This window comes from Lewinella cohaerens DSM 23179 (genome assembly GCF_000379805.1).
GTDB classification, from domain to species: domain Bacteria; phylum Bacteroidota; class Bacteroidia; order Chitinophagales; family Saprospiraceae; genus Lewinella; species Lewinella cohaerens.
Genome location: NZ_KB903532.1, coordinates 240,830 through 266,886 on the forward strand (window position 1 = coordinate 240,830; position 26,057 = coordinate 266,886).

At 45.1% G+C, this 26,057-nt stretch carries 18 protein-coding genes; 5 read left to right on the plus strand and 13 right to left on the minus strand.

Features of this window, described 5'->3' with window-relative positions:
• Window positions 1-197: 197 nt before the first annotated feature.
• Window positions 198-836, plus strand: coding sequence for an N-acetylmuramoyl-L-alanine amidase (locus A3EU_RS0103170; protein WP_156825630.1), 639 nt, complete (start codon window positions 198-200; stop codon window positions 834-836).
• 203 nt (window positions 837-1,039) lie between these two features.
• Here the strand turns inward: A3EU_RS0103170 and A3EU_RS0103175 are convergent, their stop codons facing one another.
• Both A3EU_RS0103175 and A3EU_RS0103180 read right to left on the minus strand, forming a co-directional pair.
• Complete coding sequence (locus A3EU_RS0103175) at window positions 1,040-2,275, minus strand: MFS transporter (protein WP_020534672.1); 1,236 nt, start codon at window positions 2,273-2,275, stop codon at window positions 1,040-1,042.
• A 55-nt stretch (window positions 2,276-2,330) separates the two neighbouring features.
• The gene (locus A3EU_RS0103180; RefSeq protein ID WP_020534673.1) at window positions 2,331-3,629 is read right to left on the minus strand and encodes a hypothetical protein; all 1,299 of its coding nucleotides are present in this window, start codon (window positions 3,627-3,629) and stop codon (window positions 2,331-2,333) included.
• Between the two features lie 232 nt (window positions 3,630-3,861).
• On the opposite strand from A3EU_RS0103180, the gene A3EU_RS0103185 reads away from it, so the two are divergent.
• Both A3EU_RS0103185 and A3EU_RS0103190 read left to right on the plus strand, forming a co-directional pair.
• Window positions 3,862-4,449, plus strand: coding sequence for a DUF6992 family protein (locus A3EU_RS0103185; protein WP_020534674.1), 588 nt, complete (start codon window positions 3,862-3,864; stop codon window positions 4,447-4,449).
• 57 nt (window positions 4,450-4,506) lie between these two features.
• On the plus strand, window positions 4,507-5,571 hold the full coding sequence (locus A3EU_RS0103190; protein WP_020534675.1) for a formylglycine-generating enzyme family protein: 1,065 nt from the start codon (window positions 4,507-4,509) through the stop codon (window positions 5,569-5,571).
• A gap of 61 nt (window positions 5,572-5,632) precedes the next feature.
• Here the strand turns inward: A3EU_RS0103190 and A3EU_RS29235 are convergent, their stop codons facing one another.
• The 11 genes from A3EU_RS29235 to A3EU_RS0103250 all read right to left on the minus strand — a co-directional run bounded on the left by A3EU_RS29235 (window position 5,633) and on the right by A3EU_RS0103250 (window position 21,150).
• Window positions 5,633-6,175 carry a CAP domain-containing protein gene (locus A3EU_RS29235; protein ID WP_169433314.1) on the minus strand — a complete coding sequence of 181 codons (543 nt, stop codon included), beginning with the start codon at window positions 6,173-6,175 and terminating at the stop codon, window positions 5,633-5,635.
• Between the two features lie 392 nt (window positions 6,176-6,567).
• Window positions 6,568-8,889: a chondroitinase-B domain-containing protein gene (locus A3EU_RS0103200; protein WP_020534677.1), complete on the minus strand. Its 2,322-nt coding sequence runs from the start codon at window positions 8,887-8,889 to the stop codon at window positions 6,568-6,570.
• Between the two features lie 462 nt (window positions 8,890-9,351).
• The gene (locus tag A3EU_RS0103205; RefSeq protein WP_020534678.1) at window positions 9,352-10,395 is read right to left on the minus strand and encodes a VOC family protein; all 1,044 of its coding nucleotides are present in this window, start codon (window positions 10,393-10,395) and stop codon (window positions 9,352-9,354) included.
• 91 nt (window positions 10,396-10,486) lie between these two features.
• Complete coding sequence (locus A3EU_RS0103210; RefSeq protein WP_020534679.1) at window positions 10,487-11,176, minus strand: TIGR04283 family arsenosugar biosynthesis glycosyltransferase; 690 nt, start codon at window positions 11,174-11,176, stop codon at window positions 10,487-10,489.
• Between the two features lie 20 nt (window positions 11,177-11,196).
• The gene (locus A3EU_RS0103215; protein WP_020534680.1) at window positions 11,197-12,411 is read right to left on the minus strand and encodes a tetratricopeptide repeat protein; all 1,215 of its coding nucleotides are present in this window, start codon (window positions 12,409-12,411) and stop codon (window positions 11,197-11,199) included.
• 251 nt (window positions 12,412-12,662) lie between these two features.
• Entirely contained in the window at window positions 12,663-14,729 is a 2,067-nt protein-coding gene (locus A3EU_RS0103220) for a DUF4331 family protein (protein ID WP_020534681.1), read from the minus strand.
• 188 nt (window positions 14,730-14,917) lie between these two features.
• Window positions 14,918-16,597: a DUF4331 domain-containing protein gene (locus A3EU_RS0103225; RefSeq protein ID WP_425412643.1), complete on the minus strand. Its 1,680-nt coding sequence runs from the start codon at window positions 16,595-16,597 to the stop codon at window positions 14,918-14,920.
• Window positions 16,598-17,258: 661 nt separating this feature from the next.
• The gene (locus A3EU_RS29240) at window positions 17,259-18,596 is read right to left on the minus strand and encodes a tetratricopeptide repeat protein (RefSeq protein WP_020534683.1); all 1,338 of its coding nucleotides are present in this window, start codon (window positions 18,594-18,596) and stop codon (window positions 17,259-17,261) included.
• Window positions 18,597-18,718: 122 nt separating this feature from the next.
• The gene (locus tag A3EU_RS0103235; protein ID WP_020534684.1) at window positions 18,719-19,264 is read right to left on the minus strand and encodes a DUF4331 family protein; all 546 of its coding nucleotides are present in this window, start codon (window positions 19,262-19,264) and stop codon (window positions 18,719-18,721) included.
• Between the two features lie 210 nt (window positions 19,265-19,474).
• Window positions 19,475-20,131 (minus strand): DUF4331 family protein, encoded by a 657-nt coding sequence (locus tag A3EU_RS0103240; RefSeq protein WP_026211198.1) that lies wholly within the window; start codon window positions 20,129-20,131, stop codon window positions 19,475-19,477.
• Between the two features lie 722 nt (window positions 20,132-20,853).
• On the minus strand, window positions 20,854-21,150 hold the full coding sequence (locus A3EU_RS0103250) for a DUF3817 domain-containing protein (RefSeq protein WP_020534688.1): 297 nt from the start codon (window positions 21,148-21,150) through the stop codon (window positions 20,854-20,856).
• Window positions 21,151-21,683: 533 nt separating this feature from the next.
• On the opposite strand from A3EU_RS0103250, the gene A3EU_RS0103260 reads away from it, so the two are divergent.
• Together A3EU_RS0103260 and A3EU_RS32450 are read left to right on the plus strand one after the other, a co-directional pair.
• Window positions 21,684-23,342, plus strand: coding sequence for a solute:sodium symporter family transporter (locus A3EU_RS0103260; RefSeq protein ID WP_020534690.1), 1,659 nt, complete (start codon window positions 21,684-21,686; stop codon window positions 23,340-23,342).
• Between the two features lie 34 nt (window positions 23,343-23,376).
• Complete coding sequence (locus A3EU_RS32450; RefSeq protein ID WP_020534691.1) at window positions 23,377-26,052, plus strand: PAS domain S-box protein; 2,676 nt, start codon at window positions 23,377-23,379, stop codon at window positions 26,050-26,052.
• The last annotated feature ends 5 nt before the right edge of the window (window positions 26,053-26,057 follow it).

Consider the following 26,057-nt stretch of genomic DNA (forward strand, 5'->3'; position numbering starts at 1 on the left):
TTCAGTAATAAATTTACATTCCTTTGCTTGTTATTTTTCGCCTTGCAGAAGAAAAAAATAACTTACGCATAGAAACACAATTTATTAATGCACCGTTCCTGAGAAGCAGAAGTGGTTTAAAATTTCCGCAAAGAACGCCAAAAAACCGTAATTTGTGGTACTTACACCCGCAACTTCATCAACAAAGTACAGTACCCATGGTTAAAGATTTTCTTGTTTTTCTTGATGCCGGACACGGCGCCCTTGATGCTGCCGGCAATTATGTTACCGCCCCCAGCAAGCAACACAAGCACAGCAAAGGGGAGTTTCATAAGGATGGTTGGTTTTACGAAGGTGTGTTTAACCGCACGGTTACCAATCTGGTAGCCAGAAAACTGCGTGACCTTTCTATCCCTTACTATATCGTTAGCCATGAGTACGTTGACATTTCGCTTCACTATCGGGTAGATGTGGCCAACTGGTTAGCGAAAAAAGTAAAGAAGAGCCTCTATATCTCTAACCATGCCAATGCTGGCGGTGGTAGTGCGCGGGGCTTTGAGATATTTACCAGCCCAGGTAGAACGAACTCAGATAAAGTTGCCGAACTGCACTGGAACAATGTCAAGGATACCGTTGGTGACCGTATCTCTCGCTACCGCTCAGATACCAGTGATGGTGATCACGACAAGGAGGCGCGCTTTTTTGTGCTCACTCGCACCAGCATGCCTGCCATTTTGGTAGAGCACCTGTTTTTTGACAACTACGAAGATGCCTTGCTCTTGATGGATGATGAGATCGTTGAGCGTTTTGCCGAGGCACAGGTGAGAACGATCATTGAGGCCCAGGGGGTGTTGTAGGTTTTATTGAACCACCAAAGGCACCTAAGTTTTTTTCTAAACTACATGAGGTACTATAAGGGTGTATCGACGGGGGTACAACATCCGCCGAACAGGTCAACTGGTCAACTGGTCAACTGGTCAACTGGTCAACTGGTCAAATTCGTGAATTTGACTTTTTATACAGCCCCAAACTGGTCAAATTCGTGAATTTGACCAGATATTCAAAGTCTGATTTTTGATTTTTTTGATGGTCGGCGAATATATCGGTCTATAAAAAAGATGCCAATGGCGGAGATAGCAGCCAGGATGCTGGCCAGGTACCAAAGGGAAGAAAAGCCATAAGCAGCCGCCCAACGGAGGCCCAGGCTGGGGGCTATGATAAAAGCGCCGGCCCAGCCGATACTTTGCAGGCCCATATACTGTCCGCGCCGACTGCGCGGGGCGACCTCGGCGGTGTAGGTACTCGCGAAGGGCATGCTCAACATCTCTCCTATGGTGATTAATACCATGAAACCTACCGCAAAGATCGGCAACCACGCGGCCCCCTGTAATAATAAGAAAGCCACTGCAAGAAACAGATAGCCTACGGTAATGATGCCCAGGGATCGAAAATGCTGCCCGGCTTTATGTACCAAAGGCATTTCCATAAAAACGATCATCAAGCCATTGAGGGTGACCAGCATGCCAATTTCGGCCTCTCTGTAACACAGCTCCTGCTGCAAATAAACAGGGAGGCTGCTGAAGAATTGCATAAAGGCCACTGCCCCTACCATGAGGAAGAATACGAATACCAGAAACGGAATATTGCGGTAAGCCGATTCTGCTAGTACTTCATTTTCATCGGGTTCTTCTTCTCCTTTTTCGAGACGCCCAGGAGGAAGCAACAAGCGAAAAGCCAAAGCTGCGAACAGGCAAGAAAAACCGTTGACAATAAACAACCACTGGTATCCCAAGCCCGCAATGAGCAAGCCACCAAGAACAGGCCCCATAGAAAAGCCGAGGTTAACAGCTAAGCGGAGAAGACCGTAGGCGCGGGCACGGTTTTTGGGATTGCTATAAAAAGCAAGGGCGGCCTGGTTGGCAGGACGAAAAGCGTCCATGACCGTGCTGAGGACAAATATGCCGATACTCATCCCCCAGAAAGTGGTTTGCTGGCCCAGTACCCAGAACAAAAACCCACTGCCAACCAGGGTCCATTGCTGTACCCGGTAAAAACCAAATTTATCGGTGATCCAGCCGCCAACGTAGGATCCTAATACGGAACCAATGCCAAAACTACTCATGATCAGACCCGCATCCTCGAAGGTGAAGCCCCGCTTGGAGGTAAGATAAATCGTGAGAAAAGGAATAACCATCGCCCCTGCCCTATTGATCAACAGCACCAGCGACAGGTACCAGACTTCGGGCCGTAAGCCCTCGAAAGACTCCCTGTATAAATTGATCGTACGGTGCAGCATGAGCAGATAGTTTCCACAGAAAACCCTGCTGCCTCATAGATAGTTCCGGAAAGTCTTAAAAAATAGCGTAGCGGGTACTAAAGTTGAACGAAGGACGGACGGTATGGAAATCGAAAAAATCCTGGTCATTAAACTGCCCGGCAAGCCCTACATTTAGGACAAAGCTCCAGTTGTAGGTTACAAAATAGTCCCAGGACAAATTAGAAATAAAAGAAAGACGGTTTTCTTTAAACCCATCTGCTGTACCGTTCGGCGTCCTTGTCCCCAATTGCCCAGCAACTTGATTGGTCCAACTGAGCGTTGTACGCGAAATAGGCAACCACACCAGGCGATGACTGAAACTTGCTTGCCCTCCGTAGCGCTCTCCTCCTGCGAATGGGAAATTACTATCCTCAAGATCAGTTTGGTAATAAGCAGACAACTCTGCCGTCCAGATACTAGAGGCATTGTCTCCGATGATCTTGCCCGAAGTATAGTTGGCGTAAGGCCGGCCACTAACAGTGAACTCGTCTCCTGCAAACGGCTGAGATTCGTAATGGTAAAGCCCTCCAGCATCTACCCCAAACTGCCAGCGTTTGCCTCTGGGCAGGCTTGCACGGTTGGCGAATGCCCAGTTGTCATTGAGTACTGCGAAGAGCATAAATTCATTATCAATGGCTATATTCTCTTCGGTAAACAGCTGCTGTAGTTGCTGCAATTCGTAGATACGGCGGCGACGAAAATCGAAAGTTCGGTTGCCGATGATGGACGTAATCCGTTTTGCTAGCGATTCTCTTTGTTCGGAGGTGGTAGCACCGATTACTTGTTGCTCCAGAAGATCATCCATCATCCAGTTGGCCAACAGGGCATCTTCTGCAAATTCAATCCGGCCGGTTCCGAAAAACAGCCCTGGTTCTAGTGAAATATCAGTGAAGCGGTTGGAGTTGAGCTGAAAATCATCCCGATCCTGTGCATTCATCAACAAACCTCCTCGGAAGCCCCAGAATTTCTTCTCCGTGGTATAATTGTATTGCTCGATGCTGGCGAATAAACTGGCTCCTTTCTGTGAAATATCTACTCGGTCATGATCTTTAAACTCTTGGCGAAAAAACTGAGCCTGGCCAGAAACACTAATATTACGGATGCGATTATCGAGGCTGGATTGCTCCCGCCAATCGATGATTAAGTTACCACCACCACCGTGATTGACAAAATCATCTAAATCACTGAATGTTCCAGAATAATTTAGGCTGGGATTGATTTCTAAAAAAGGACGGCGCTCGTAGCGGGCTTGGTATTGGCTGATATCGTAGGATTGGGCTTGGAGCAAGAGGGCGCCAAAAAGGAGGAAGAATGTAAAAGTTAATGCTTTCATGAGTCGCGTGTTTTGATTAAGTGTTTAAAAGAGCTAAAGAACGATGCTTCTGTTGTATGATTAAATATTTAAGAGCGCCAAAGAAGAATGCTTCCGTTCCCTGCAAGGCCACCAAAGCTAGGTCATGACTTTTGCTTTTGCTTATGTTGGACTAGGCTATTAACGCCATTTTAACACAAATCACTTGGCATCCTAAACAATTTATGGAAATTAAGATTTCAGTAATAAAAAGATGAAGTACGTATTCTCTGTATCCCTGCTTTTTTTGGCAACGCTCACCTGGGGACAATCCCTGATGCTGACAGATTTCAACCAGCAACGACTAAAAAAGCAACAAACGGCCATGTTGGTGCTGGGTGCCTGGGCGGTTGGTAATGTAGGGTCGGGATTGGCACTGAGAGGAAAAAGTGAAGGCGTAGACCGGTATTTCCACGAGATGAATATGGGTTGGGGAGCCATCAATCTGGCCATCGCCGGCCTGGGCTACTGGAGTAGTATGAAAGCTGCCCCCGGAAGCTTTGACTTGGCCGCCACCATATCAGAACAGCATAAGATTCAGAAAATACTTCTTTTCAATACGGGCCTTGATGTAGGCTACATACTCGGAGGTGCCTACCTGATTGAAAAGAGCAAAAATACCGCAGACAATCCAGAGCGACTCAAGGGTTTTGGACGCAGTATCATCTTACAAGGCAGCTTCCTCTTTGCCTTTGATTTGGCGACCTACCTTTTACATGCCAAACACAACAAGAATATTCCTAAATTACTGGAAGGCTTGAGTTTTACAGGGGACAGTGTTGGGTTGCATCTGACGTTTTAGTGGTTAAAAAAACGCCCCTTCTCTTTTGTCGTAGAATTTTCGTCTTAATTTAGCAATATGGAAAACACACAATCACTACTTCACACTAAAATTCAAAGGGGGCTCTTTTTACTTATTAGTATTTTGTTCCTCTCGAATTGTCAACAGGAACATTCTCCACAGACAGATATCACCACTTCACCACCGGAGGGTATGGTGATTATTCCGGCTGGAGAATTCATGATGGGAGGAAAGTCTGCCCAAGCTGATCGCGATGAGCTACCACGAAGAATAGTGAAAATTGATGCCTTCTGGCTTGATGAGACGGAAGTGACCAATAAGGAGTTTGCCAACTTCGTAGCAGCTACCAATTACCAAACTGTTGCAGAGCGCGATATTGACTGGACAGAAATGGCCAAGAATCTTCCTCCTGGCACTCCAAAACCTGATGATACAATACTAGCCGCTGGTTCGCTGGTTTTCCGACCTACAGAAGGGGCTGTAAATCTGCAAAACGTAGCACAGTGGTGGCAGTGGACAATTGGTGCCAATTGGCAACATCCCGAAGGGCCCAACAGTAACATTATTGACCGTATGAATTATCCTGTTGTACACATTTCTTGGGAAGATGCTGTGGCCTATGCTGAATGGGCAGATAAGCGCCTACCTACCGAGGCCGAGTGGGAATGGGCCGCAATGGGAGGGCTCGAAGATCCCAAATATCCTTGGGGCGATACGCCCATAGAAGAAGCAATTAACGTTGCCAACTTTTGGCAAGGTGCTTTTCCTTATGAAAATACAGAAGCGGATGGATTTTTCAGTGCTGCTCCCGTAAAATCATTCCCGGCGAATGGTTATGGCCTCTACGAGATGGCTGGCAACGTATGGGAGTGGACCAGTGACAAATACCACTATCAGGCTTATCAAATCGGCAAGGCCAAAGAACTAAAAGCTAACCCTACTGGCCCTGATCAATCCTTTGACCCACAAGAACCCAACATGCCGAAACGAAGTATGCGGGGAGGGTCTTTTCTTTGTAACGATAGTTATTGTAGTGGGTATAGGGTTGCACGGCGAATGAAATCCAGCGAAGATTCTGGTTTTAATCATACTGGTTTTCGATGTGTCAAAGACATAGAATAGTATTCACTTATCGGTTATTCTTGACTTTGCCAATAAGTATAAAGCATCAACATTATCTCTACTAGCGCGGGCGCGCAAAAACCTGCGTCCAGTAATTGTCTTTACGAGCAGCGCCCATTTCGGTAAAATTAGCGCCCATGAGGTTGCGGCAATGGCCGGGGCTGTTGATCCAAGCTTGCAAGACTGCGCTGGAGGAGGTAAAGCCACTAGCGATATTTTCGCCATATTGTTGCCAATTATAACCAACATCTTCGAGGCGGATTCCGGCATTGCTACCATCGGAACCGGTGTGATTGAGTTGTCCCACGCTCGCCATATCAGCACTATGATTATTCGCAGCAACAGCCAATTGGCTATTCCATTGCATCGGGCCTACTGCAGGCATATTCTGGTTACCACAGCGACAACCCTCTGCGCGTAGTGCATTGATATCGTCCAGCATTTGCTGAAAAGCAGCTGGCGCATCATTGTTCACTTCTGTTTCGACTGGAGAAGGTTCATCAATAAAAATTTCATCGGGTTCACAAGCGGTAAAAAACAACATTGCCAAAAGTAAGAGAGGAAATAAGCGGAGTTTACAGGCATTTACCGATTGCTTCATCATAAAAGGAAAGATTTGGTTAGAAGAACATTCCGAACTAAATCGTTTCATAAGCGCAGCTTAGTATAAACAGCTGTTTTTTTTCATGGTCTTAACATTATGTTTTCTCTTTCCAAACAAGCCTTAATCCTTCAGGTCATACATAGACACTCCTGTAGTATACTAAAAAGCAAAGCCACCTGCTTCCGTAGATGGAAGTAGGTGGCTTGTCAATAATCTAAAGTGAGTCCCTCCGACTCTCGGAATTGGGGCTTATGCTGGCTCTNATTTATTGCTTGATAACATTATATCAACCATTTTGTGCTGCCGTGCCAAGTGGCGCAAGGCGTAGGCATTCACCGCTTCACCATTGAGATCACCAAAAGGTAATTACGAAGGTTTTTTTACTTTCATATTTAATAGAGAAGATTCAGTTTCAAGTTTTCCTCTGTCCTGATTTCTCCCGAATTCGTGATTGTATTATCAGCATGGGTATTGTTTTTAGCGCCCCACAAGAGTGCTACCAATTTTACCCGATTGTTCAAGAATGTATTCCCCGTAATCGCGACATTAATGATACCGTAAGTATTGAGTAAAACACCGTTGGGCTCTTTGGCTCCGCAGTTGGTAAATTCACTGTTGGTCACTACCAGGTTACCGCCTACAGTAGATTCATCGTAGCCACCGCGGTAATAATCCAAGACATTTTGGTCAATTCCTTCAAACCGGCAGTTGTCGATTTTGATATTTTCGGCATTGTATTCTCCCTTGTCTTCGATTTCTTCCGATAGCTCAATACCATTATTGCAATCTTTCAGCGTAGTATTTGTGAAGGCAATGTATCGCGAGAAGGAATACTTGTAAGCTTTCAACACGTAATCAAACCCGCTGATCTCACAGTTATCGACGCTTAGGTTATACAAGCTAGACATGTTTTCCTTCAACGATGCAAAAGCATATTGTTCTCCCTTGCCGTTCAAGATGACATTGTCCAGGGTCAACTGTCCTTTGGGGTTCATTTCAAATGCAGGTGTAGCTGCTGGGCCTGAATACACGATAGTTGCTCTGTTGTCCGCATCTTTGGATTTGATTTGGATGGCCTTATTAATGATTAGCGAAGCAACAAGCTCGTAAGTACCTGGAGCAAGTTCGATAACGTCACCAGCTTCGGCAGCAGCCAACTTATCCGACAAGTCATTGGCAGAAGGCGTGACCGCATGGGTAACACTTTCCCGAGAAGTGCCTCCTTGCACGTACCAATCAGGGCCGTACTGACTCTTATTTAAAATATCAGGCGCCTGGGCAGTCGTGCTACTAACAGCTCCTACTGCGTTTTGGTCAGCTCTTGAGGTTCCAAATAAATCTTTCGCTATGGTTTCGAATTCAAAGCCGGAGAATAATTCTACCTCAGATAATTCTGCTGCTGGAGCAAAAACATACTCGCTCAATTTCGTTACTTCAAAAGGCTTGCTTTCCAGTCCGTCTACGCCTTTAAAATCACCGCCTTGGTTATTGATGACGTTACTTTGGAAGTTAATCCCATCTAATTCATCGTGCGCTACCACAGGTTGACTATCAGCAGTTTCGTTATAAATAAGGTTGTTGGCAACGGTGGTTCTTATTGGCCGTTCTGACCGTATTTCAGAAGCGGGCAATACGTCTTTTTGATCTACATTAGACCCCACACCAAACTGTAAAGGAGAGCTACAGTTGATCCATGAATTATACGCAACCACCACATCGGTTACTTGTATGTACCGGTTTAGTGGAGATTTTGGGATACCATTCATCACCGCCAGCGGGCTTCTGAAAGCCTGTCCTTTTAACTTATAGAAATAGTTATTCGTAACCCAGTGGCCAGTACCTATGAGGCGAATACCGCCAATGTTTTCTGAATTTTCATCACCGATGAAGTAATTTCCATCTACCAGGCAATAGTTACCGTGCCGGGTCACTAATGATCCTTCACTCTTGTAGAAAACGTTGTTTCTAAATTCATTGAAATTGGACTTGCTTGAAATAATCTCCACCTCACCATCGCAGCGATCAAAAAGATTGTTCGCTACTAAAGTATAGCTCGGCGACATAGAGGTATAGCTATTGCCAATCTGAATTGTCTCGGCACTAGGACCGCCCTTAGGAGGTCTGGGGCCAAAATAATTATCTGTGATTTGATGGTAATTCTTAATGCTTTCAACCCCAGCAAGGTCGACTCTAATGGTCGGCCCACGATTGGACTTACCGGCTAGATAGCAATGATCCAATTGATTATGACGGCCACGGAATCGTACCCAAAGATCGGTCTTGTTTCTTTGGAGTTGATTAAAGTCTTCGATAACACAATTCGTTACCCGACAGTTGAATGCAAAATTTTCTTTGTCTGTTTGAAACTCAATCACTGCTGAGGAAGGGCTGTGTCCGTTTTTAAAATGCAAACCTTCTACCACCAAGAATTCTCCTGCTAGTTTTAAATCTGATTCCCCTTCAATGATTACCTCGCCGGGCGTCTCCGCACGCAGCGTAATTGGTTGGTCGGAAGTACCCATGCCCGTGAACCTGATTTGAACATCTTCCCAGCTGCCATTGGCCATGACGATGTCATCCCCTGGCTGGGCGTTCGCGATGGCCTCTTCCAGTTCAAGGCTATTATTCACCTTTGAAGAACTTCCCTCCGAATTGGATGCCTCGCATCCCCAAAAACAGGTGGCTATTGCCAAAAGAATAAATGTGTATTTCACTTTAAGCTTTTTGAATTCTTTAAATTTCAATTGGTTGGCCTTTGGCTATCCAAATAGCGCTTAGTGTGCTATACAAAACCCCTTTTGGGATTTCGTTTTAGATAGATAAATTGGTTAACCAAAAAATTGGTCAACCAATATACTGTCATTTATCTACAATCCAAATAAATTTAAAGTCTTTATTTTTCAAAGTGCCCCCGAGAAATAGTAGAGCGGTAATGAATTGCTTCGATACCGCTCTATAGCTAGTGTGATTTTCTATGCTTGGTTTGGTCGTTGAACGTGCAACAATACCTGCACAAACCGGAGTTCTGTGTCCTTATTTGGTGGAGGAAAAGTTTATGATTACTAAACGGATGAATACCCCCGCCAGCGGGAAATCCACCCCCGACTCTGCGAGCCGACCCCGCCAGCGGGGTACATGGGCGGGCCGTGGCCCGAAAAAAACAAAACGCTTACCTCCTAAAATTTCACACGCTTTAGGCGCAAAGCTTTGATGAGCCAGCGTGGAAGTGGGCGATGCGGATCTCGCTTTTGGAGATCGATACTGAGGTTGAGTGATTTGAGCAAGGGGACCTTTTGGGCTTCTACGAATTCAATAAGGGTGCCATCATCGTCTTCCAGGTAGCCCCAGCGGCCGTTGGTATCGCCCATTTCAAAGGTTTCTTCGCTTTTTACTTGGAAAGGATAGCCTTTTTCGGCGCATTCGTCGATCAATGCTCCAATGTGCTTGGTATCAAAACAAACGTGAATGTAGCCCAGGTCGCCCCAATAACGATTTTCGAATATCTTGACGGGCTCACGCTCCAGGCATTGGATCAAGGTGAGTTCGCTACTTCCGATCCATTGGCTAAAGCCTCCTTGTGGCACCTTGGGCATCCCGAGTTGTACTTTACGAAAATAGTGCTTCTCACCGGGTTTGCCGATAACGACATCTTCAAGAACTTGTTCGTAACCGAGAATATCTGAATACAAGCGCAGTGAGCGATCAATATCTGTAACACCAATGGCTACACCACAAATTCCGCCTAGAGGCCCATCGGATTTACTAAACCAATCATCGGCAGCTTTGATCTCGATGAGGTTACCGTAGGGGTCCTGAATCATAAAGCTATCCTTTGCAAGGCTAGCTGAAAGGTCTCCTCGAAAGGGCACTTCTGCTTGTTCCATCCTGGAGCGAGCAGCGGCCAGATCGTGAGATTTGACGGTAATGTAATTGATGCCCAGGTCTCCTAATTGAACAGGTGCAGGGGGCCCAGTAGGCGTACGATCTTCGTATTGCCAAATTTCGTAACCGCTGCCACCATTGGCCTGCATCGCTAACAATGCTCGCTTTTGATGAGGTTCTCCTCCCATGTACCGAGCCATGTGAGTTGCTACTTTTTTATCATCAAAGACCAGTAAATCTGCTTTCAGAACTTGACCGTACCAGCGAAATGCCTCTTCTGCGTCATGCACTCCGATCCCTACCTGCTGGATACCGTAAATAATTTTCTCTTTGCCCATGAGGGATGCTTAATATTTCGACAGAAATGCCAAAGGCACAAGATATTCTGTCACTTAGTATTGATGTTGCCAATAACCAAGTGGTCATTCCTCAATCCGTTTGAAGTAACTTGCGATAAGTCTGACAAAGCCGGTCGGAAGAAACACCACAATGAAAAAGCAAAAATACCCAAAGATTTACCAAATTCACCCGCATCCACGAATTATTGTCATATTTCCGTGCGGAAACGAGAGCATCTTTAGGGATCAGGCAATGCTTTAAACCTGCCCGTCTGGCTCTTTTCACAAGGTCAAAATCTTCCATCAGGCGAAGCTCATCATGGAATCCACCTAATTGCTCGAATGCTGCCCGGTGGATAAAAAGGGTTTGATCTCCCCCACCGGCAAACAGGCCATCATAGCGGGTAAAAAAGCTATTAAATTTCAGTAACGTTTTTTTGGATTCAAATTGGTAGCTAAAATATCCCAGGTCATTACCTTGCTCCAGGGCTTGCGCTATATCGTCCATAAAACTGGCTGGCGGCAGTGTATCCGCATGAATAAAATAGAGAATATCAGCCGTAGTTTGCCCAGCCGCATAGTTCATCTGCGGCGCGCGACCTGCTCTTGGGCAGCTCAGTACTTCGGCTCCTGCAGCAAGCGCCAATTCAGCAGTATTGTCCGTTGTATTAGGTGAATTGGCAATGAGAATCTGCGCATGTGTATACTTGCGTAGATGATGAATGAGGCGCTCGATCTGAGCAGCCTCATTATAAGTTGGAATAATTATAGTAATATTCATAAACTAGATAGTCCCTGTTCCTAATCTGCCAAAGCTAAAAGCTCTGGGTGTTTCGAATTTGTAACACCAGCTTTCACTAAATGTTGGTCTGCCAATTCCTTATTACCCATACTGGTGTAAATTCTGGCTAACAAACGGTTAACATCGATGTTTTCAGGCCGGCGTTCGTATTCTTGGGTGGCGTAAACTAAGGCTTGTTCAGGACTTTCGTACAATTCAAGATAAATAAAAGCATATTCCATATCCATTCGGTGACCACTATTCACATCATCTTGTAGCATTACCTGAATTTCGGTAAGCGCAGCTTCTAGCTTTTCCTGGTCACCTTGTTGCTTATAAATGCTTGCAAGGTCCGTGTAAAAGCCTATTTCCGGAATAATTGCGGCGGCAGCCAACAATTCTTCCTCTGCAGCAGCCAGATCACCTTCTTCCGTTTTCAGTGTAGCTAATTTGGCCATTGCAAAAGGGTAATCTTCCCTTTCGGCAAGCGCCAATGTATACTGTTCTTTTGCTTCAGCTGGATAACCGTACGTTTCGTAAAGTTCGCCCAGTGTAAGCCGCGCCCAGCAGGTGGCTTCCTGTCCTGGAAAACCAGCAGTCACGGCCATCTTCATGGCTTCGATAGCACCATCAACATCGCCGTGTATTTCACGAAGATAAGATACCCGAGAATAAGAACGCAGGTCTGGTCGAATGCTCACCATTTTATCTGCCATAGCTACTGCTTGGGTGTAATTACCCAACTCTACATTGGCATCAACGAGCGCTCCGTAGATTTGGGCATTGTAGGGGTTGAGTTTTACGGCTTCTTCTGCCGTGGCAAGCGCATTGGTAAAATCATGCTGAGACAATTCTACCGAAGCGCGTGTAGAAAGCATTTGAAAACGTAAGTCAGCATTCACCAGTGGTTGCGCTAAACCCTTCTTAATGACTTCCAGTGCCCCAGGATAGTAATGGCCGTGTTCACCAGTGATGCGGGCTTCATTGATGAAAATTTGGGCGAGCTTCAGGTAAGCTTCTGCATCCTGAGGGTCTTTGCGCAAGGCTTGTTGCTGGGTTACGTAGAGGCGTTGAATCTGATCCCACTCCGTTCCCTGGCGCAAATCTGCATGCCGATCAAGGAGCTTGGGCAGGTCTATATCTTGGGTAGAGGAGGCTTGTTGTAAGTTAGTCTCATTTTGGCAAGACCACGTAAGTAAAGTTAAAAGAAGAAGTGTTATTAGATTGAATTTCATGACGTTATATTATTGCGCAAAAAATAAATAGAGCCTTCTTTGAGGTTTTTCCATTAGCTGGAACGCTTAAAATGAAGCGCTAAACCAACTATTGTAAAAACGAAGACTCATTTATTTTTGTGCTGTTTTTGTTTTTGTTTTTAAAATGCTGACTCTTCGGGAGCGACCCTGATGAAGAGTCAGCGTGACTATTGTCCAAAAAACAATCTAGTAACCTGTCTTTTTATCAACAGGATACTAGATCGGGTCTTTTATCTGGACTTAACCATTTTGATGACTTGCAGTACTTCACCGCGTTCGTTAGCTACCCGTAGGTAGTACAATCCGGCAGGATAGGCACTTGCATCCCATTCGCGCTGGTAGATACCTTCAGAGGCACCATCACTCCAACGTTCAATGGTATGACCGGAAACATCCATCACATCCATGGTCAACTGGCTTGGTGTCGCCAAATCCAACTGGATAGTGGTGTTTGTACGGAATGGATTTGGGTAATTACCCGCTTGGCGCACTACCGTAGGCTGTAGATCCAACTGTGGGGTTTGGCTCAGGGGAGCAATACTCAATTGCATAGTGTTATCCGCTACTTCACCTGCACAAGGATCATCACCCGCAAAGGGTAAAGCCAGATAAGGGAAGCTCTTATTGAACGGCTTATCATTCGCTTCTACACCAGTAGTATAAGTCAGTACACCCAAGAGGTCATTGGTTACCGGGCTGGCACTTTCGCCAGGGATGTAATCATCGTACCACAGTCCTACAGCAGCCAATACGACTCCTGAAACAGCTTGTAATTCGATGCGTGTTACATCATCCTCCAGGCGGCGTCCGTTGGGGAAACCATCCATATTGGGGATAAACTGTAGGTCGGCAGTGCTAGCGTAAGTAGGATCGGTAAGTCCCAGAACGGCAGCTTGTACCAAGCCTAAAGAGCTAAAGTTTGGATCATCACGAGGGGTAGCAGGCACGGCCATATTCAGGCGTAACATATCACCACCTGTTGGTAAAAAGTTATTGATAAAAGGCTTACCTGCCGCTAGTGGATTACCATCCTTGCCGGTAGCTAATTGATACGGCGGAAAGTTAGGCACACCTGTATGGAAGATGGGCCAAAGGTCTACCGAACGTGGTTTGCCAGGGCCAGGCAACAAGAGGGTACCAAAAATAGCATCATCAAGGGCAGTACCGGCTACGGCATCACTACCTTTCAGCGGGAAGAGTCCATCTTGTCCGTTACCAAAGTCAAAGGCTCCTAAAGAATTGCGTTGAATGCGCAATGGTGCAAAACCAGGTACCGCACCACCAAACAGATCATCGTCCATGTACAAGCCCAATTCAGGGTTGTAGAAGTACTGATCCAACAGCGTGTCCTGTAATTCCTGGTAAGGCGTGATGCTGTTCCAGTAATCTTTCATTCCTACAGGGATCACAGCTTCGTTGGTCAGTGGCATACCCAGGCGAGAAACCTGTACCCACTCACCGCTGTGCTCCTCGCCACCAGCTGTAAGCGTGCGGATAGAACGACGGCTGGCTGATGCCCAAACACCGATCACGTAGTTAGGGTCAAGAATGCTGGTAGGGCCAGAAGTACCCCGTGGTACGAGATAGCGAATAGGAATTTCCATTACAATGGCGCTGGTATTCATACAAGCCAATCCGTCCAGCGCTTGGCCATTCTGCCGTGGTGCATCACCAAGGTCAAAAATACCTGCCAAGTCTACAAAGAAAGGATCATCCATTGGGCCAGCAAAAACACGCTCGCCAGTGATTGTATTCCTGCGAGCCAATTTCACCTGACGTTCATAAGTAGAGTTCATACCTACAGCTGACTCGATAGAACGCGCGCCAATATTTGGTGGAGGAACCGGGCCACCACGCAGGATGGTCACAAAGGATGCTCCGCCGTTGCGGCTACGTTCCAGATTGTAGCGAGTACGTAGGTTTTGTTGGCCTAAGCGAATATTGAAAAACGTGCTCGGGTCTTCATTTTCCTTGTAAAAGGTAAAGCGATAGATAATATCGTCGCCAGTAGTACTGGGATCGTTATCGATGTGTATTTCGTAGCGAATATTTTCGCCAAATTGGTAGTAATTTGGACCACCCTGAGGTAACTGCATAGGTACGTAAGTAGCCACAAAAACAATGCTATTACGGTTGGCAGGGCTACGAAAAGCGTACAAATCGACGTTATCCGCTAATGGATCGTCGGCAATCATTGGCGCTTCGCGATGTGACGAAGCCTGCAGGCTAGAGCTACTACCCCACACTAAGAGCAGGCAGAACACCCAGGCCAGCTGAGTAAATTTATTGAGAAACATAATTATTATTTTATAGTTGAATAGTCTCCCTTTGTATTGCGCAGAAAATAAAGTGCGATTTTTCTTTAGTTTTTCAAATAGTTAAAACACTTAAAATGAATCGTTTATTCAACTATTGTGAAAAACAAAATCGCTTTTTATTTTCGTGCTGTTCCTCGGAAGACTATAGTTATTGTAATTGTTGGTATTTACTCGACCTCTGTTCCCGCCCAAGGGGCAGCGATGTAAGGGAAAGTATTACTAAACGGCTTATCGTTCTGCTCAACGCCAGTGCTGTAAGTCAGTACATCTACCAAGTCTTGGGTTACTGGGTTGGCACCACCAGCAGTGTAATCGTCATACCATAAGCCAATGGCTGCTAGTACGATACCACTCACGGCTTGCAATTCGATACGTGTAACATCATCCTGCAAGCGGCGTCCATTGGGGAAGCCATCCATATTGGGGATAAACTCAAGATCGGCAGTGCCAGCGTAAGTAGGGTCGGTCAATCCAAGAACAGCTGCTTGTACCAGTCCTAGTGAACTGAAAGCAGGATCGTCACGGTCGGTGACAGGTACGGCCATATTTAGGCGCAACANATCTCCACCATTGGGCAAGAAGTTGTTGATAAAAGGCTTGCCCGCTGCAAGAGGATTACCGTTTTTGCCGGTAGCCAATTGGTAAGGAGGAAAGTTGGGTGCTCCGGTATGGAAGATAGGCCAAAGGTCTACCGAACGTGGCAAGCCAGGGCCAGGCAGTAAAAGCGTGCCAAAGATGGCATCATCCAATGCAGTACCAGCTACAGCATCGCTGCCTTTGAGTGCGTACAGACCATCTTGGCCATTGCCAAAATCAAAGCCTTGTAGGGAATTACGCTGAATCCGTAAAGCAGAAAAAGCAGGTACAGCACCACCAAACTGATCATCGTTCATATAGAGCGACAGTTCAGGGTTGTAGAAAAATCCGTCTAAAGCGGTATCAGTAAGTTCGTCGTAAGGGGTTAGGCCATTCCAGTAATCTTTCATTCCGATAGGAATTACTACTTCGTTGGTAAGGGGCATTCCTAGACGAGAAACCTGGATCCAATCGCCAGAGGTCTCAGAAGTACCATCGAAATTGAGGGTACGCACCGCCTGGCGGCTGGCTGATGCCCAAACACCGATCACATAATCGCCGTCCAAAATATTAGCGGGCGTAGCTGATGCACCAGCTTTTAGCAAAAAGCTAATTGGAATTTTCAGTGCTAAGGTGTGAACATTGTAACGTGCCAATCCATCGCGGTTTTCACCATTCTGACGAGGAGAGTTACCCAAGTCGAAAATGCCACCTAAATCCACATAAAAAGGATCATCAACAGGACCGGCAAAAACCGTTTCGCCTGTGCTGCTATCCGTGATAGCGTCTTCCATCAACTGAGCGTAGGTGGTATTCAAACCTACACCACTTTCAATACTACGCGGGCCGATGTAATTGGGCGGTACGACACCGTTGGAAACGATGGTTTGGAAAGAATCACCTCCATCCATACTTCGCTCAAGCGTGTAAGTCGTTTTGAGGTTTTGTGCCCCCAGGCGGATATTGAAGAAAGTAGTAGGATCTTCGTTGGTCCGTTGGAAAGTAAAGCGGTAAACAATTTCATCACCAGGAATGGATGCATCGTTATCAATATGAATTTCATAACGAACATTCTCTCCAAAAGTATAGTAATTGGGGCCGCCATAGGGCAATTCGGCTGGAATGTAATTGGCAATGATCGTGATAGTATTCGGATCATCGGGACTACGAAAAGCGTAGAGGTCCGTATTGTCCGCCAGCGGGTCATTGGCGATGAGTGGTGCTTCTCGGTGGCTGGAGGCCAAGACCGGTTGTATTCCCCACAGCATCATAATGAGTGCACCTAAAAAAGTGCCTAATTTGGTTCTCATAACATAATTGGTTTAGATTAAAATTTAATTTCTTGATCAAAGAGTTGCCAGCCCTTCATCGTTACAGATGAAGGGATATAAGGGCTACGACAATATTAACTTGGCACAATCTGACGCCCCTTGCGAGGCTACTCTTCGTTGAAGAACCAGTCACTACGCTTTGGCGTAGCTTCTGAACCTTCGCCTTGATCAGTCTCACAATGACTCATCATCTTATGTCAACTTAATTTCATCCTAGCCCTTTGGGGCTGGCAGATTCGAACTTTGGGAGTTAATAGCGTCCCGGTGTTTCTTGGAAAATGTCAAACAATGTCCGTGGGATAAGAGCTTGTCGGGAAATTTAATTTGAAACGAAATGCAACCTAAAGTCCAACTAATAAACATTATTAGTGCTTCCTCCTTTTCAAGGATTTTCGAACCTGGCGTCGGTATAAAAATTTCATTTAGCCCGCTAAATTCAATTTTAATCCCTTAGCCAGAACCGTAAATCCTTGAAAAATAGTTCGCAAAATTTCCCGACAAGCTCTAAGACTTGGAAAGTGTTTNTTCAGGCGATATGTAATTACTTACGAGAAGGCGGTTGTAAGTGGATGTTTTTGGGGTTCTTTTCTTTGAAAAAATATTAGAACTGAATTTCAGCGAAGGCTACTGGCCCGATTTCAAAGGCTGCGCCAGCCAACTCTTCTTTCGTAAAAGCTTGTATTTCTTCATTGTAAGGGAAAATTTCCCGCAAGTGCATCATGGCTACCGGTTCGAATGTTTTTTGCCAAACATGCTGCATGGCTACTTCTTGTGCGGCGGTTACGGAGCCGTTGTGGAAGTAGGCATAGGCCAATAGATCATAAGTTTCCGGGGTGGGGCGTTCTCTCACTTCTGCCAGGGCCAAAGCAAGCGCATTTTGTTTCCGGAATTTCTCCAATTCCATTTCACAGGTTGGAATTCGGTACATGTGCCCGTAGGAAGGAGTAGCTGTCGTCAAGCGAAAGGTTTCCTTTTCGTCAGTAGCACAGGCTTGGTTGCCTTCGTGTGTGAAGACTTCTGCGAGTAGTAGGTGTAAATCCGGGCTATCATTATGGCGCATGATCTGGTGAATCATTTCTCGCGCCATACTGGGGTTATTGTCATGAGCGTAAGCCATCCAAGCCAAGCCTTTGTAAGCGTACCAGTTACCAGGGTCAAGGGCCAGGGTCATCCGGTAATGTTCGTAAGCTTTTTCGACTGCTCCCTGGTGCCCGTAAAAGTCGGCAAGGTTAGAGTACAGCCAAATGGCTTGGGTTTTATCGTTTAATGGGTCAAGCGCATCTTTGGCCTCTTCCAGGCGAGCGATCGCAAAAGCAAGGTTTCCTTTATAATCTTCCCATTTTGCTTTGCGAATGAGATAGGCAAAACCACCTTTAGTATACATTTTTTGCAGCAACATTTCGGCTTCCTCATACTGGCCCAGCTCCATCATTACATCAAATAAAAGGTAAGTACTGGCCAGCTGGTTGTCGCTGCGACTCATGGCTTCTTCTGCCAGGATAAGCGCTTCCTGGAATCGGTGTTGGCTAATGTAATTTCGTGCCAATGCGCGCAAAAAAGTAGTTCTTTGGAGGGTAGCAGCGGCCAAACCATTGGTCAGCAAATCTTCGGCTTCCTTTAGATCATTAATGAATGCAAAAGCACTGAAGCGAGCTTCGTAGGCATTCGCTAATTGGAGTGCGAAAGTAAGCTGTTCGGGACTGTCCTCTAATTTTGTGGACCAGAATGCAATTTCCTGATCGTAATAGGCTGTGCGATAAGTAGGCTGGTAAAGGTTATTGATTTCAGCAGCCTGCACCAATGGTGCATCACTTGAAGAAGAGAAAAAAGATAGTATGCCCTTGAGGCTCAGGGCTAGGAGTAAGGTTAGCATCGTAGGTAACTTGAAGTGGAGGAAAGGGTCTTTCGCTCCTGCTTTGGTAGTCTTAATATTGCGCAAAAATAAGTTGAGTCATTTTTGTGCGGTTCCTTACCAAGCAGGAGCAAAAGATCAAAAACTGTTTGGGTTAAAAGCGCTGTTTGCGCAGAAAACAAAGTGCGCTTTTGTTTAAGCGCTCTTCCTTACCAAGGGCTTGCCAAGTAAGGAAAGCTATTAGAGAATGCCTTATCATTGGCATCAACATTATCAGAAGTCAGGCCAGGATTAGCAGAACCATCAGGTCCACCGAAGATCAGTAACAATTCTACATCGATTACATCGTCAGCCAAGGTGCGGCCTGTCAGTACATTTGTACCATCGAAGAAGGTGGTTGGCTTATCTGTTGCTACCGACAATACGTCCGTTGCCAGAACAGAAGTGAACGTCGTTGCATCTAATCCGAGTGCATTGGTGGTATAGCCAGCGTTTAAGGCTAGCAAGCGAGACTCAAAAGCGGAAGCAAAAGCTGCTCCCATCGTACTTGGAGTCGTTTCGTTGAATTCGTCTTTACGGCTTTCGCCTACAAATACGGTATTGATGGCGGGGCGGCCTTTTTGGTCGGCCTGGTCGTATACGCCAGTAAAGTCAAAGTCGCTGTCCATCATCTCGTCATCATCACACGAAGAAAAAGCGAATACACAGAGCAACAGCATAGTGAGCGTTGCGAAAAATTTATTGGAAAATGTCATTGTTGTTAATTTTAATAGTCTTAAAAAGATTGAAAGTATACTGATAAAGTATATTTCACGCAGAGACGCAGAGGCGCAGAGTTTTTATTTTGATTACCTGCGGTGATCTCACTGCGTTATTCGAAGTTGTTGCAATCTCCTAGGAGTTTTCGAAAGGTTGCACATTACCTACGCTTAGTAGGCTACACCTTTTCTAATATTCCTCTCTGATTAGCGCTTCAGTTTGGTTTCTACCCAAGTGTTGAGTGTGGTAGCACTACCCAACTGAGACTTCGGTACTTCGATTACCACAGATAGTACGTTTGTTCCTGCAAAGGTGTCGGTACCAGGATTGCTAAAACCGGTGGCTGTACCGCCGAGAATGGCAGAATACGCACCCAGGTCGAAGAAAAATGGATCATCACGAGGGCCGGCAAACACGGTTACACCATTATTCGTAGCCGTTTTTGCTGATTCCCCATAAAGGGTAATCTCTGCTTCTACGCGATTGGCAGCCGACATGATGGAACTTTCTGTTCCTTTCATAGAAGGAGCTACAGGGCCAAACACAATCATCTTACCGTCGCGGGGAATCGCCTGAATCACTAGGTCTTCAATATTGTCACCGTCATTATCGATATTGAACTCAATGAGGGTGTTTTCGTCAAACGCGGCATCAGCCGTTGCGCCTGGAGACAACAAGCCTTGTACCGTAGCGGCAAAAACGAGGTTGTCGTTGTTGTTAGGGTTTTGGAAAGCAAAATAATCCGCAATGTCCTGAGCAGAATCGGTCACCTTAGGTGCATCAATATGGTCTGCTGAAAGAAATAAAATGAAACCCACTGCCATGGAGGCCAAAGTGAGCAGGGTGATTTTGAATTTAGTCATCATCTTGATTGAAATCATTTGGTTTGAAAATAGTGTACGTGCTTTATTGTCGCACATTCACTACTACCTACGAGACAGGAGGAGGAACTGGATGTTTTTGCAGGAAAGTTTTTTTCAGGAAAATAGAAAACCAGTGTTCAGCTAATATTTTGTGGATCAACCAGGAGGTTCAAATAAACTCATGCCCCCCCTCTTTAAGGGAGTTCGCAAAAAACAATCTACACACCAATAAGGATCGTATCAGCGCGCAATGCGTAGCATGAAGCCCGGCGGACGGAGGAGCAGGACAAAGGATAGTAACAGCTCTGCTCCATAGGGTCGGGTTTAAAACCCGACCCTATGGAGCAGAGCTGTGGATAGCCTGGTGCCAAGGAACGAAGGCATGGCCCCAAAGACGCATAACCTGAACGACATTGATGGATGGTGTGAGAAGTGTGGGTATAGCAGCCCCAAGTGGCGGGCCCTCCCAGTGGCCGGACCGCCAAAACCGCCCCCTGGCCAAACGACCATGATGGGCGTGCGTCTACTTCTGCTGCCAAACCGGCAACAGCCAAACAATACGCAAGAAAAACCGATGAATGCCCTCAAGACAAACTGAGGGGTAGATACCTATGATGTGCTTAGTGCTTGTCAGTTCACTAAGGAGAATGGTAAGGTAAGTATTTTTTCAAAAAAATACACAAAAAATATCCTACGTACAAATAAAAAACAATTACATGTAGTTAAATCGCCGGTTCTCTAAACCACTTTGCGTGTGCATAAAAGGTGCCACCAGGAATGATAGAAGCCAGTAATGCCAGGCCTGTTATTTTCCAAGACCACTTGAAAAGATAAGCGCACTGCAATACCAATGCTATGTAAAGTAGAAAAAGAAAACCATGTGCCATGCCTACCACTTTGTTGGGACCAGGAGTCTCCATAAAGTATTTCAGTGGCATTGTAAGGGCAAATAAAAGGTAACTGATCCCTTCGGCTATAGCAACAAGGCGAAGACGACCAAGCGGAGTAGATAAGATCATAATTATATTCGAAATGCGTTGTCAATTCGGTATTCTCAGTGTGAACACCTTAGCATTAACTTAGTTAAGTACGAAGCACAAAGTCTCCTTTTTTTTACAATTATCAGGCTTTTCCGGAAAATCAATTCTGCAACAACCCTGCCGGCTTTTAACCAGGAAACTGGTGCCGGCACTGGCTTCACTTACTGCATAAGGCCAGCCAAAAGCAATAGATGGTATTTCTTTTCTCTCTACCTTGTTTGAAAACACCCCTTGACCTGAATACGAATATTTAGGATTCATTGGAAATTCTCTCTCTGAAGAGGATCAAAAGTTGTTTGAATAGGCGACTAGACAAAGTGCGTATTTGCACCTGAAAAAGATGTTCAAAACACCCAATTGAACAATATAATTTCGCTAAAAACCAAAAGAAATAGACAAGATTTCGGGCACATAGTTTGATATTGTTTAACAAATGAAAGAAAAACTTCAAAATCAGAGCTACTTTTGTTTTTCCCTTTAGCAAACTTACAATTGACAAAACTTAATACACAATGCAACTTATAACCTTTTTAGGTTTTACAATTTTGGTTGGGGTAATTGCCTATTACTCGACCCGGAAAACAAATGAATCCTCTGCCGATGGATATTTTCTTGGTGGAAGGAGCCTAACGGCAGTCGTTATTGCGGGCTCTTTGCTATTAACTAATTTATCGACGGAACAAATTATTGGCCTGAACGGACAGGCTTATACCGAAGGCCTCTTGGTAATGGCTTGGGAAACCTTGGCCGCCATTGCAATGGTCGTAACTGCGGTTTTCTTGCTTCCTCGATATTTGAAAGGTGGCCTTACAACCATTCCGCAGTTTTTAGCCAATCGTTACGACAAAACGACAAAGACCATCGCTTCGGCCTTATTCCTTTCTGGTTATGTAGTGGTTTTGTTACCCATCGTTTTGTATTCTGGAGCCGTAGCCTTCAGCTCTATGTTTGACTTGCCTGATGTTTTAGGGATTTCAAGAATCCAATCGATATGGGCCTGCGTTTGGGGCATTGGGATTATTGGTTCTATTTATGCCGTTTTTGGAGGATTAAAAGCAGTTGCCGTCTCAGATACGGTGAATGCGATAGGGCTTTTAATTGGTGGAATTATGATCCCGTTTTTTGGTTTGGCCTATGTTGGTGACGGAAGTATATCTGCTGGTTTTTCAGAAATAATGAGTAGTAATCCAGATAAATTCAATTCCATTGGAGATGCTGCTGCTTCTGTTCCTTTTGCAACAATATTCACCGGAATGATGCTGGTTCAGGTCTTTTATTGGGGTACCAACCAGGCAATTATTCAGCGTGCGCTAGCTGCCAAGAACCTAAAGGAAGGGCAAAAAGGTTTGATTTTAGCTAGTTTTATAAAGATTCTAGGGCCGCTCATTTTGGTTATTCCCGGCATTATTGCTTTTCATATTTTTGGAGATACGCTAGCAAAACCTGATGAGGCTTACCCGAGGTTAGTAAGTGAAGTATTACCAGCTACGCTTGTAGGTTTCTTTGCTGCTGTATTATTTGGTGCCATTTTGAGTTCATTCAACAGCGCCCTGAATAGCTCTGTCACTCTTTTCGGACTTGATATTTATAAAGAATACTTTAAAAAAGATGCTACCGAGCAACAAGTGGTAAAAGCAGGAAAAATGTTTGGCGTTTTATTGGCCATTCTAGCCATGTTTATCGCACCACTAATTGATAATGCTCCAGACGGCTTGTTTGGCTATTTGCAAGAAGTGAACGGTTGTTATAGCATCCCTATTCTTACCATTATTATAGTTGGGTATTTAACCAAAAAAGTGCCTGCAATTGCGGCAAAAATTGCTATTCTATCTGGTGTAATTTTGTATTCGATTAGTCAGTTTATTCTCAAGCCTCAATTGGTACAAAAGGCGGTTGAAAGTGCCGAAGCAGCGGGGATAACAGGAAAAGAATTGGCTTATGTGGAAGCTGGAGCCTACCCGCATTTTCTACACGTTATGGCCATTTTATTTGTGCTTAACATCCTGATCATGTTGCTCATTGGTCGTTTTTATCCAAGAACGGAGAACTTCCAACTGCAGTACACTAACCAGGTTGATATTACACCTTGGAAATACGTTAACCAAGTAGGCATTGTAGTATGTGTTATTGTACTGCTTATTTACATTTATTTCTCGCCATTGATGGCCTAAGGGCCCGGCTAGTTGCGGCCATTAAACCTGATCAATGGGGAATAAATTACCAGCAGAAAATTTAGATGAAGAGCGCTATCGCGTCTTGATTGATAATGCCCAAGAGGTGGTCGTCATCTTTGATGTTGAATTGGGTCGATTTATCGAGGCCAATAAAGCGGCCTGTTCTCTACTTAAATTCTCCCGAGAAGAATTGCTTCAATTAGGCCCTACAGATATCAGCCTTAAGCTTTATCAAGGAGTATCAGTAGCGGATAAAGCCGAAGCGTATATTCAACTGGCCCTAAACGGCGGCAACCCCGCCTTTGAGTGGATTCATATTGACCGCGATGGGCGAGAAATTCCTTGTGAGGTTCGCTTAATTCGGTTCCCTCCTTATAACCGGCCCATAGTGCGTGCCAGCATCATTGATTTAACTGAAAAAAAGAGAATAGAAACAGCACTTATCGAAAGTGAAAAGCGCCTTAGACTTGCACTCAAAGCCGTAGGGCTAGGTTGCTATGAATGGAATATTAAAGAAAACAAAACACACTGGGATACGGGTATGCACGATTTATTTGACCTGCCTCCCTCAGATCCAATTGATCGAAACACTTTTTTCTTCCAGTGTATTCATCCGGATGATAAAGCGCAAATTTTTAAAAAATATCAAAAGGCACTGAACCAAGAAAATAATACGAACACTTCCGAAATCAAATTCCGGATAATTAGAAATGGTGATATCGTCCACATACTTTCTTCCGGAGTAATTATGCGCTCCCAAACCGGTGAAGCTCAACGGGTCATTGGAACGATGCAAGATATTACAGAACGTGTATTATCCAATGAACGATTAAAAAACCAAGCCACTCTTCTTGATAACGTATCTGACGCAGTCATTACAACAGACGAAAAGTATGGCATTATTTCCTGGAATAAAGCCGCCGAAAAAATGTACGGGTGGACAGAATCAGAAGCACTTGGCCAACCTCTGAGAACAATAATACCGACGCAGTATCTTAGAGCGGATCGGGAAAAAGTTGCTGCTATTTTCGTAACAGAAGGTGCCTGGAACGGGGAGGTTGTCCAGACAAAAAAATCAGGGGAAGAGCTATATGTATTAGCTTCCATTACCGCACTAAAAAATGAATACGGAGACGTAACAGGGGCTATTGGAGTCAATCGTGATATAACCCAACGTAAAGAAGCCGAAAAAACTTTAATAGATCGAGAAGAACGATTTCGTACGGTATTTAACCAGCAGTTCCAAATCATGGTGCTCCTCTCACCAACTGGGCGTGTTATTGAAGTTAATGATTTACCACTTCAGATTACCGGATCGCGCTACGAAGATTATATCGGGGCCTATATTTGGGAAACTCCTGCCTTGGCAGAACTCCCTGAATGGCAAACCATCATCAAAGACCAAGTACTAAAAGCGGGGCAAATAAAGGAGACCTTACTCGCCGAAGATGCCTTTATGACTATTGACGGGCAGATGCGCTGGGCAGATGTTGCGTATACCGCTATTCGTAACGAAAAGGGGGAGGTAAAATATATTTTATTACAAGCTACGGATATCACAGAAAGAAAGCTCACGCAGGCTAAATTGTCTCAAACGCAGCAAGCCCTTTCAGAATTAACAAATCGGTTCCAAGTTTCTACGCGTGCTGCCAAAATTGGAATTTGGGATTGGAATGTACAGGATGACACTCTGATTTGGGACGAGACCATGTTAGAAATTTACGACATTTCCTGCGATCAGTTTTCTGTCCAAATAGAAAGTTGGCAAGGCTATGTATACCCTGATGATGTAGCTATTTTCCGGGAAATGATCCGTTGGCGCTCAATAGGGGAAAAAGCATTGGTCAATACTGAATTCCGGATTCAACGAGACGATGGAGTCATTCGCAATATCAAAGCTGTTGGTAGTATACAACGTGATGACCAAGGGCAGGTCGTCCGAATTATCGGCACAAACTGGGATATTACCCAAGAAAAGGAAGCTGAACAAGAACGAATTCGATCTCGTCAATTAGAAGCCCGCAACAAAGAACTGGAGCAGTTTGCCTACGTGGCATCTCACGACCTGCAGGAACCCCTGCGAACTGTAATCAGTTTTGTTGGCTTGCTCAAACGTGGCTATCAAGATAAATTTGATGAACGGGGCCATGAGTACCTCAAGTTTATCGTTGATGCATCCGCTCGGATGAGCCAACTCATCAAGGGCTTATTGGAATACTCCCGAATCGGCACCAACCGTCAACTTTCTCAGGTGGACATTAGTGATTTGATTCAAAACATTCTCGATGATTTGTCTGCACAAATCAACCAGACCCAAGCTAATATTTCTATTAACCCTATGCCCAAAATCATGGGCTATGAAACGGAGCTCAGATTGTTGTTCCAAAACCTTATATCTAATGCCCTCAAGTTCCGGAAAGCAGATCAATCTCCCATTATTCATTTAGGCGTAAAAGACAAAAAGAGTCATTGGCAGTTTACTGTCACTGACCAAGGTATCGGAATCGACCCCGTGTATAAGGAACAGATATTCTCTCTATTTCAGCGGCTACATGGCATCGAAAAATATGAAGGTACAGGCATAGGGCTGGCGCATTGCCACAAAATTGTAGACCTACACGGAGGAAAAATCTGGGTAGAATCAAAACTTCACCACGGAAGTACCTTCTTTTTCAGCATATCCAAATCTGTAAAAGCACTTGATTAAAAGTG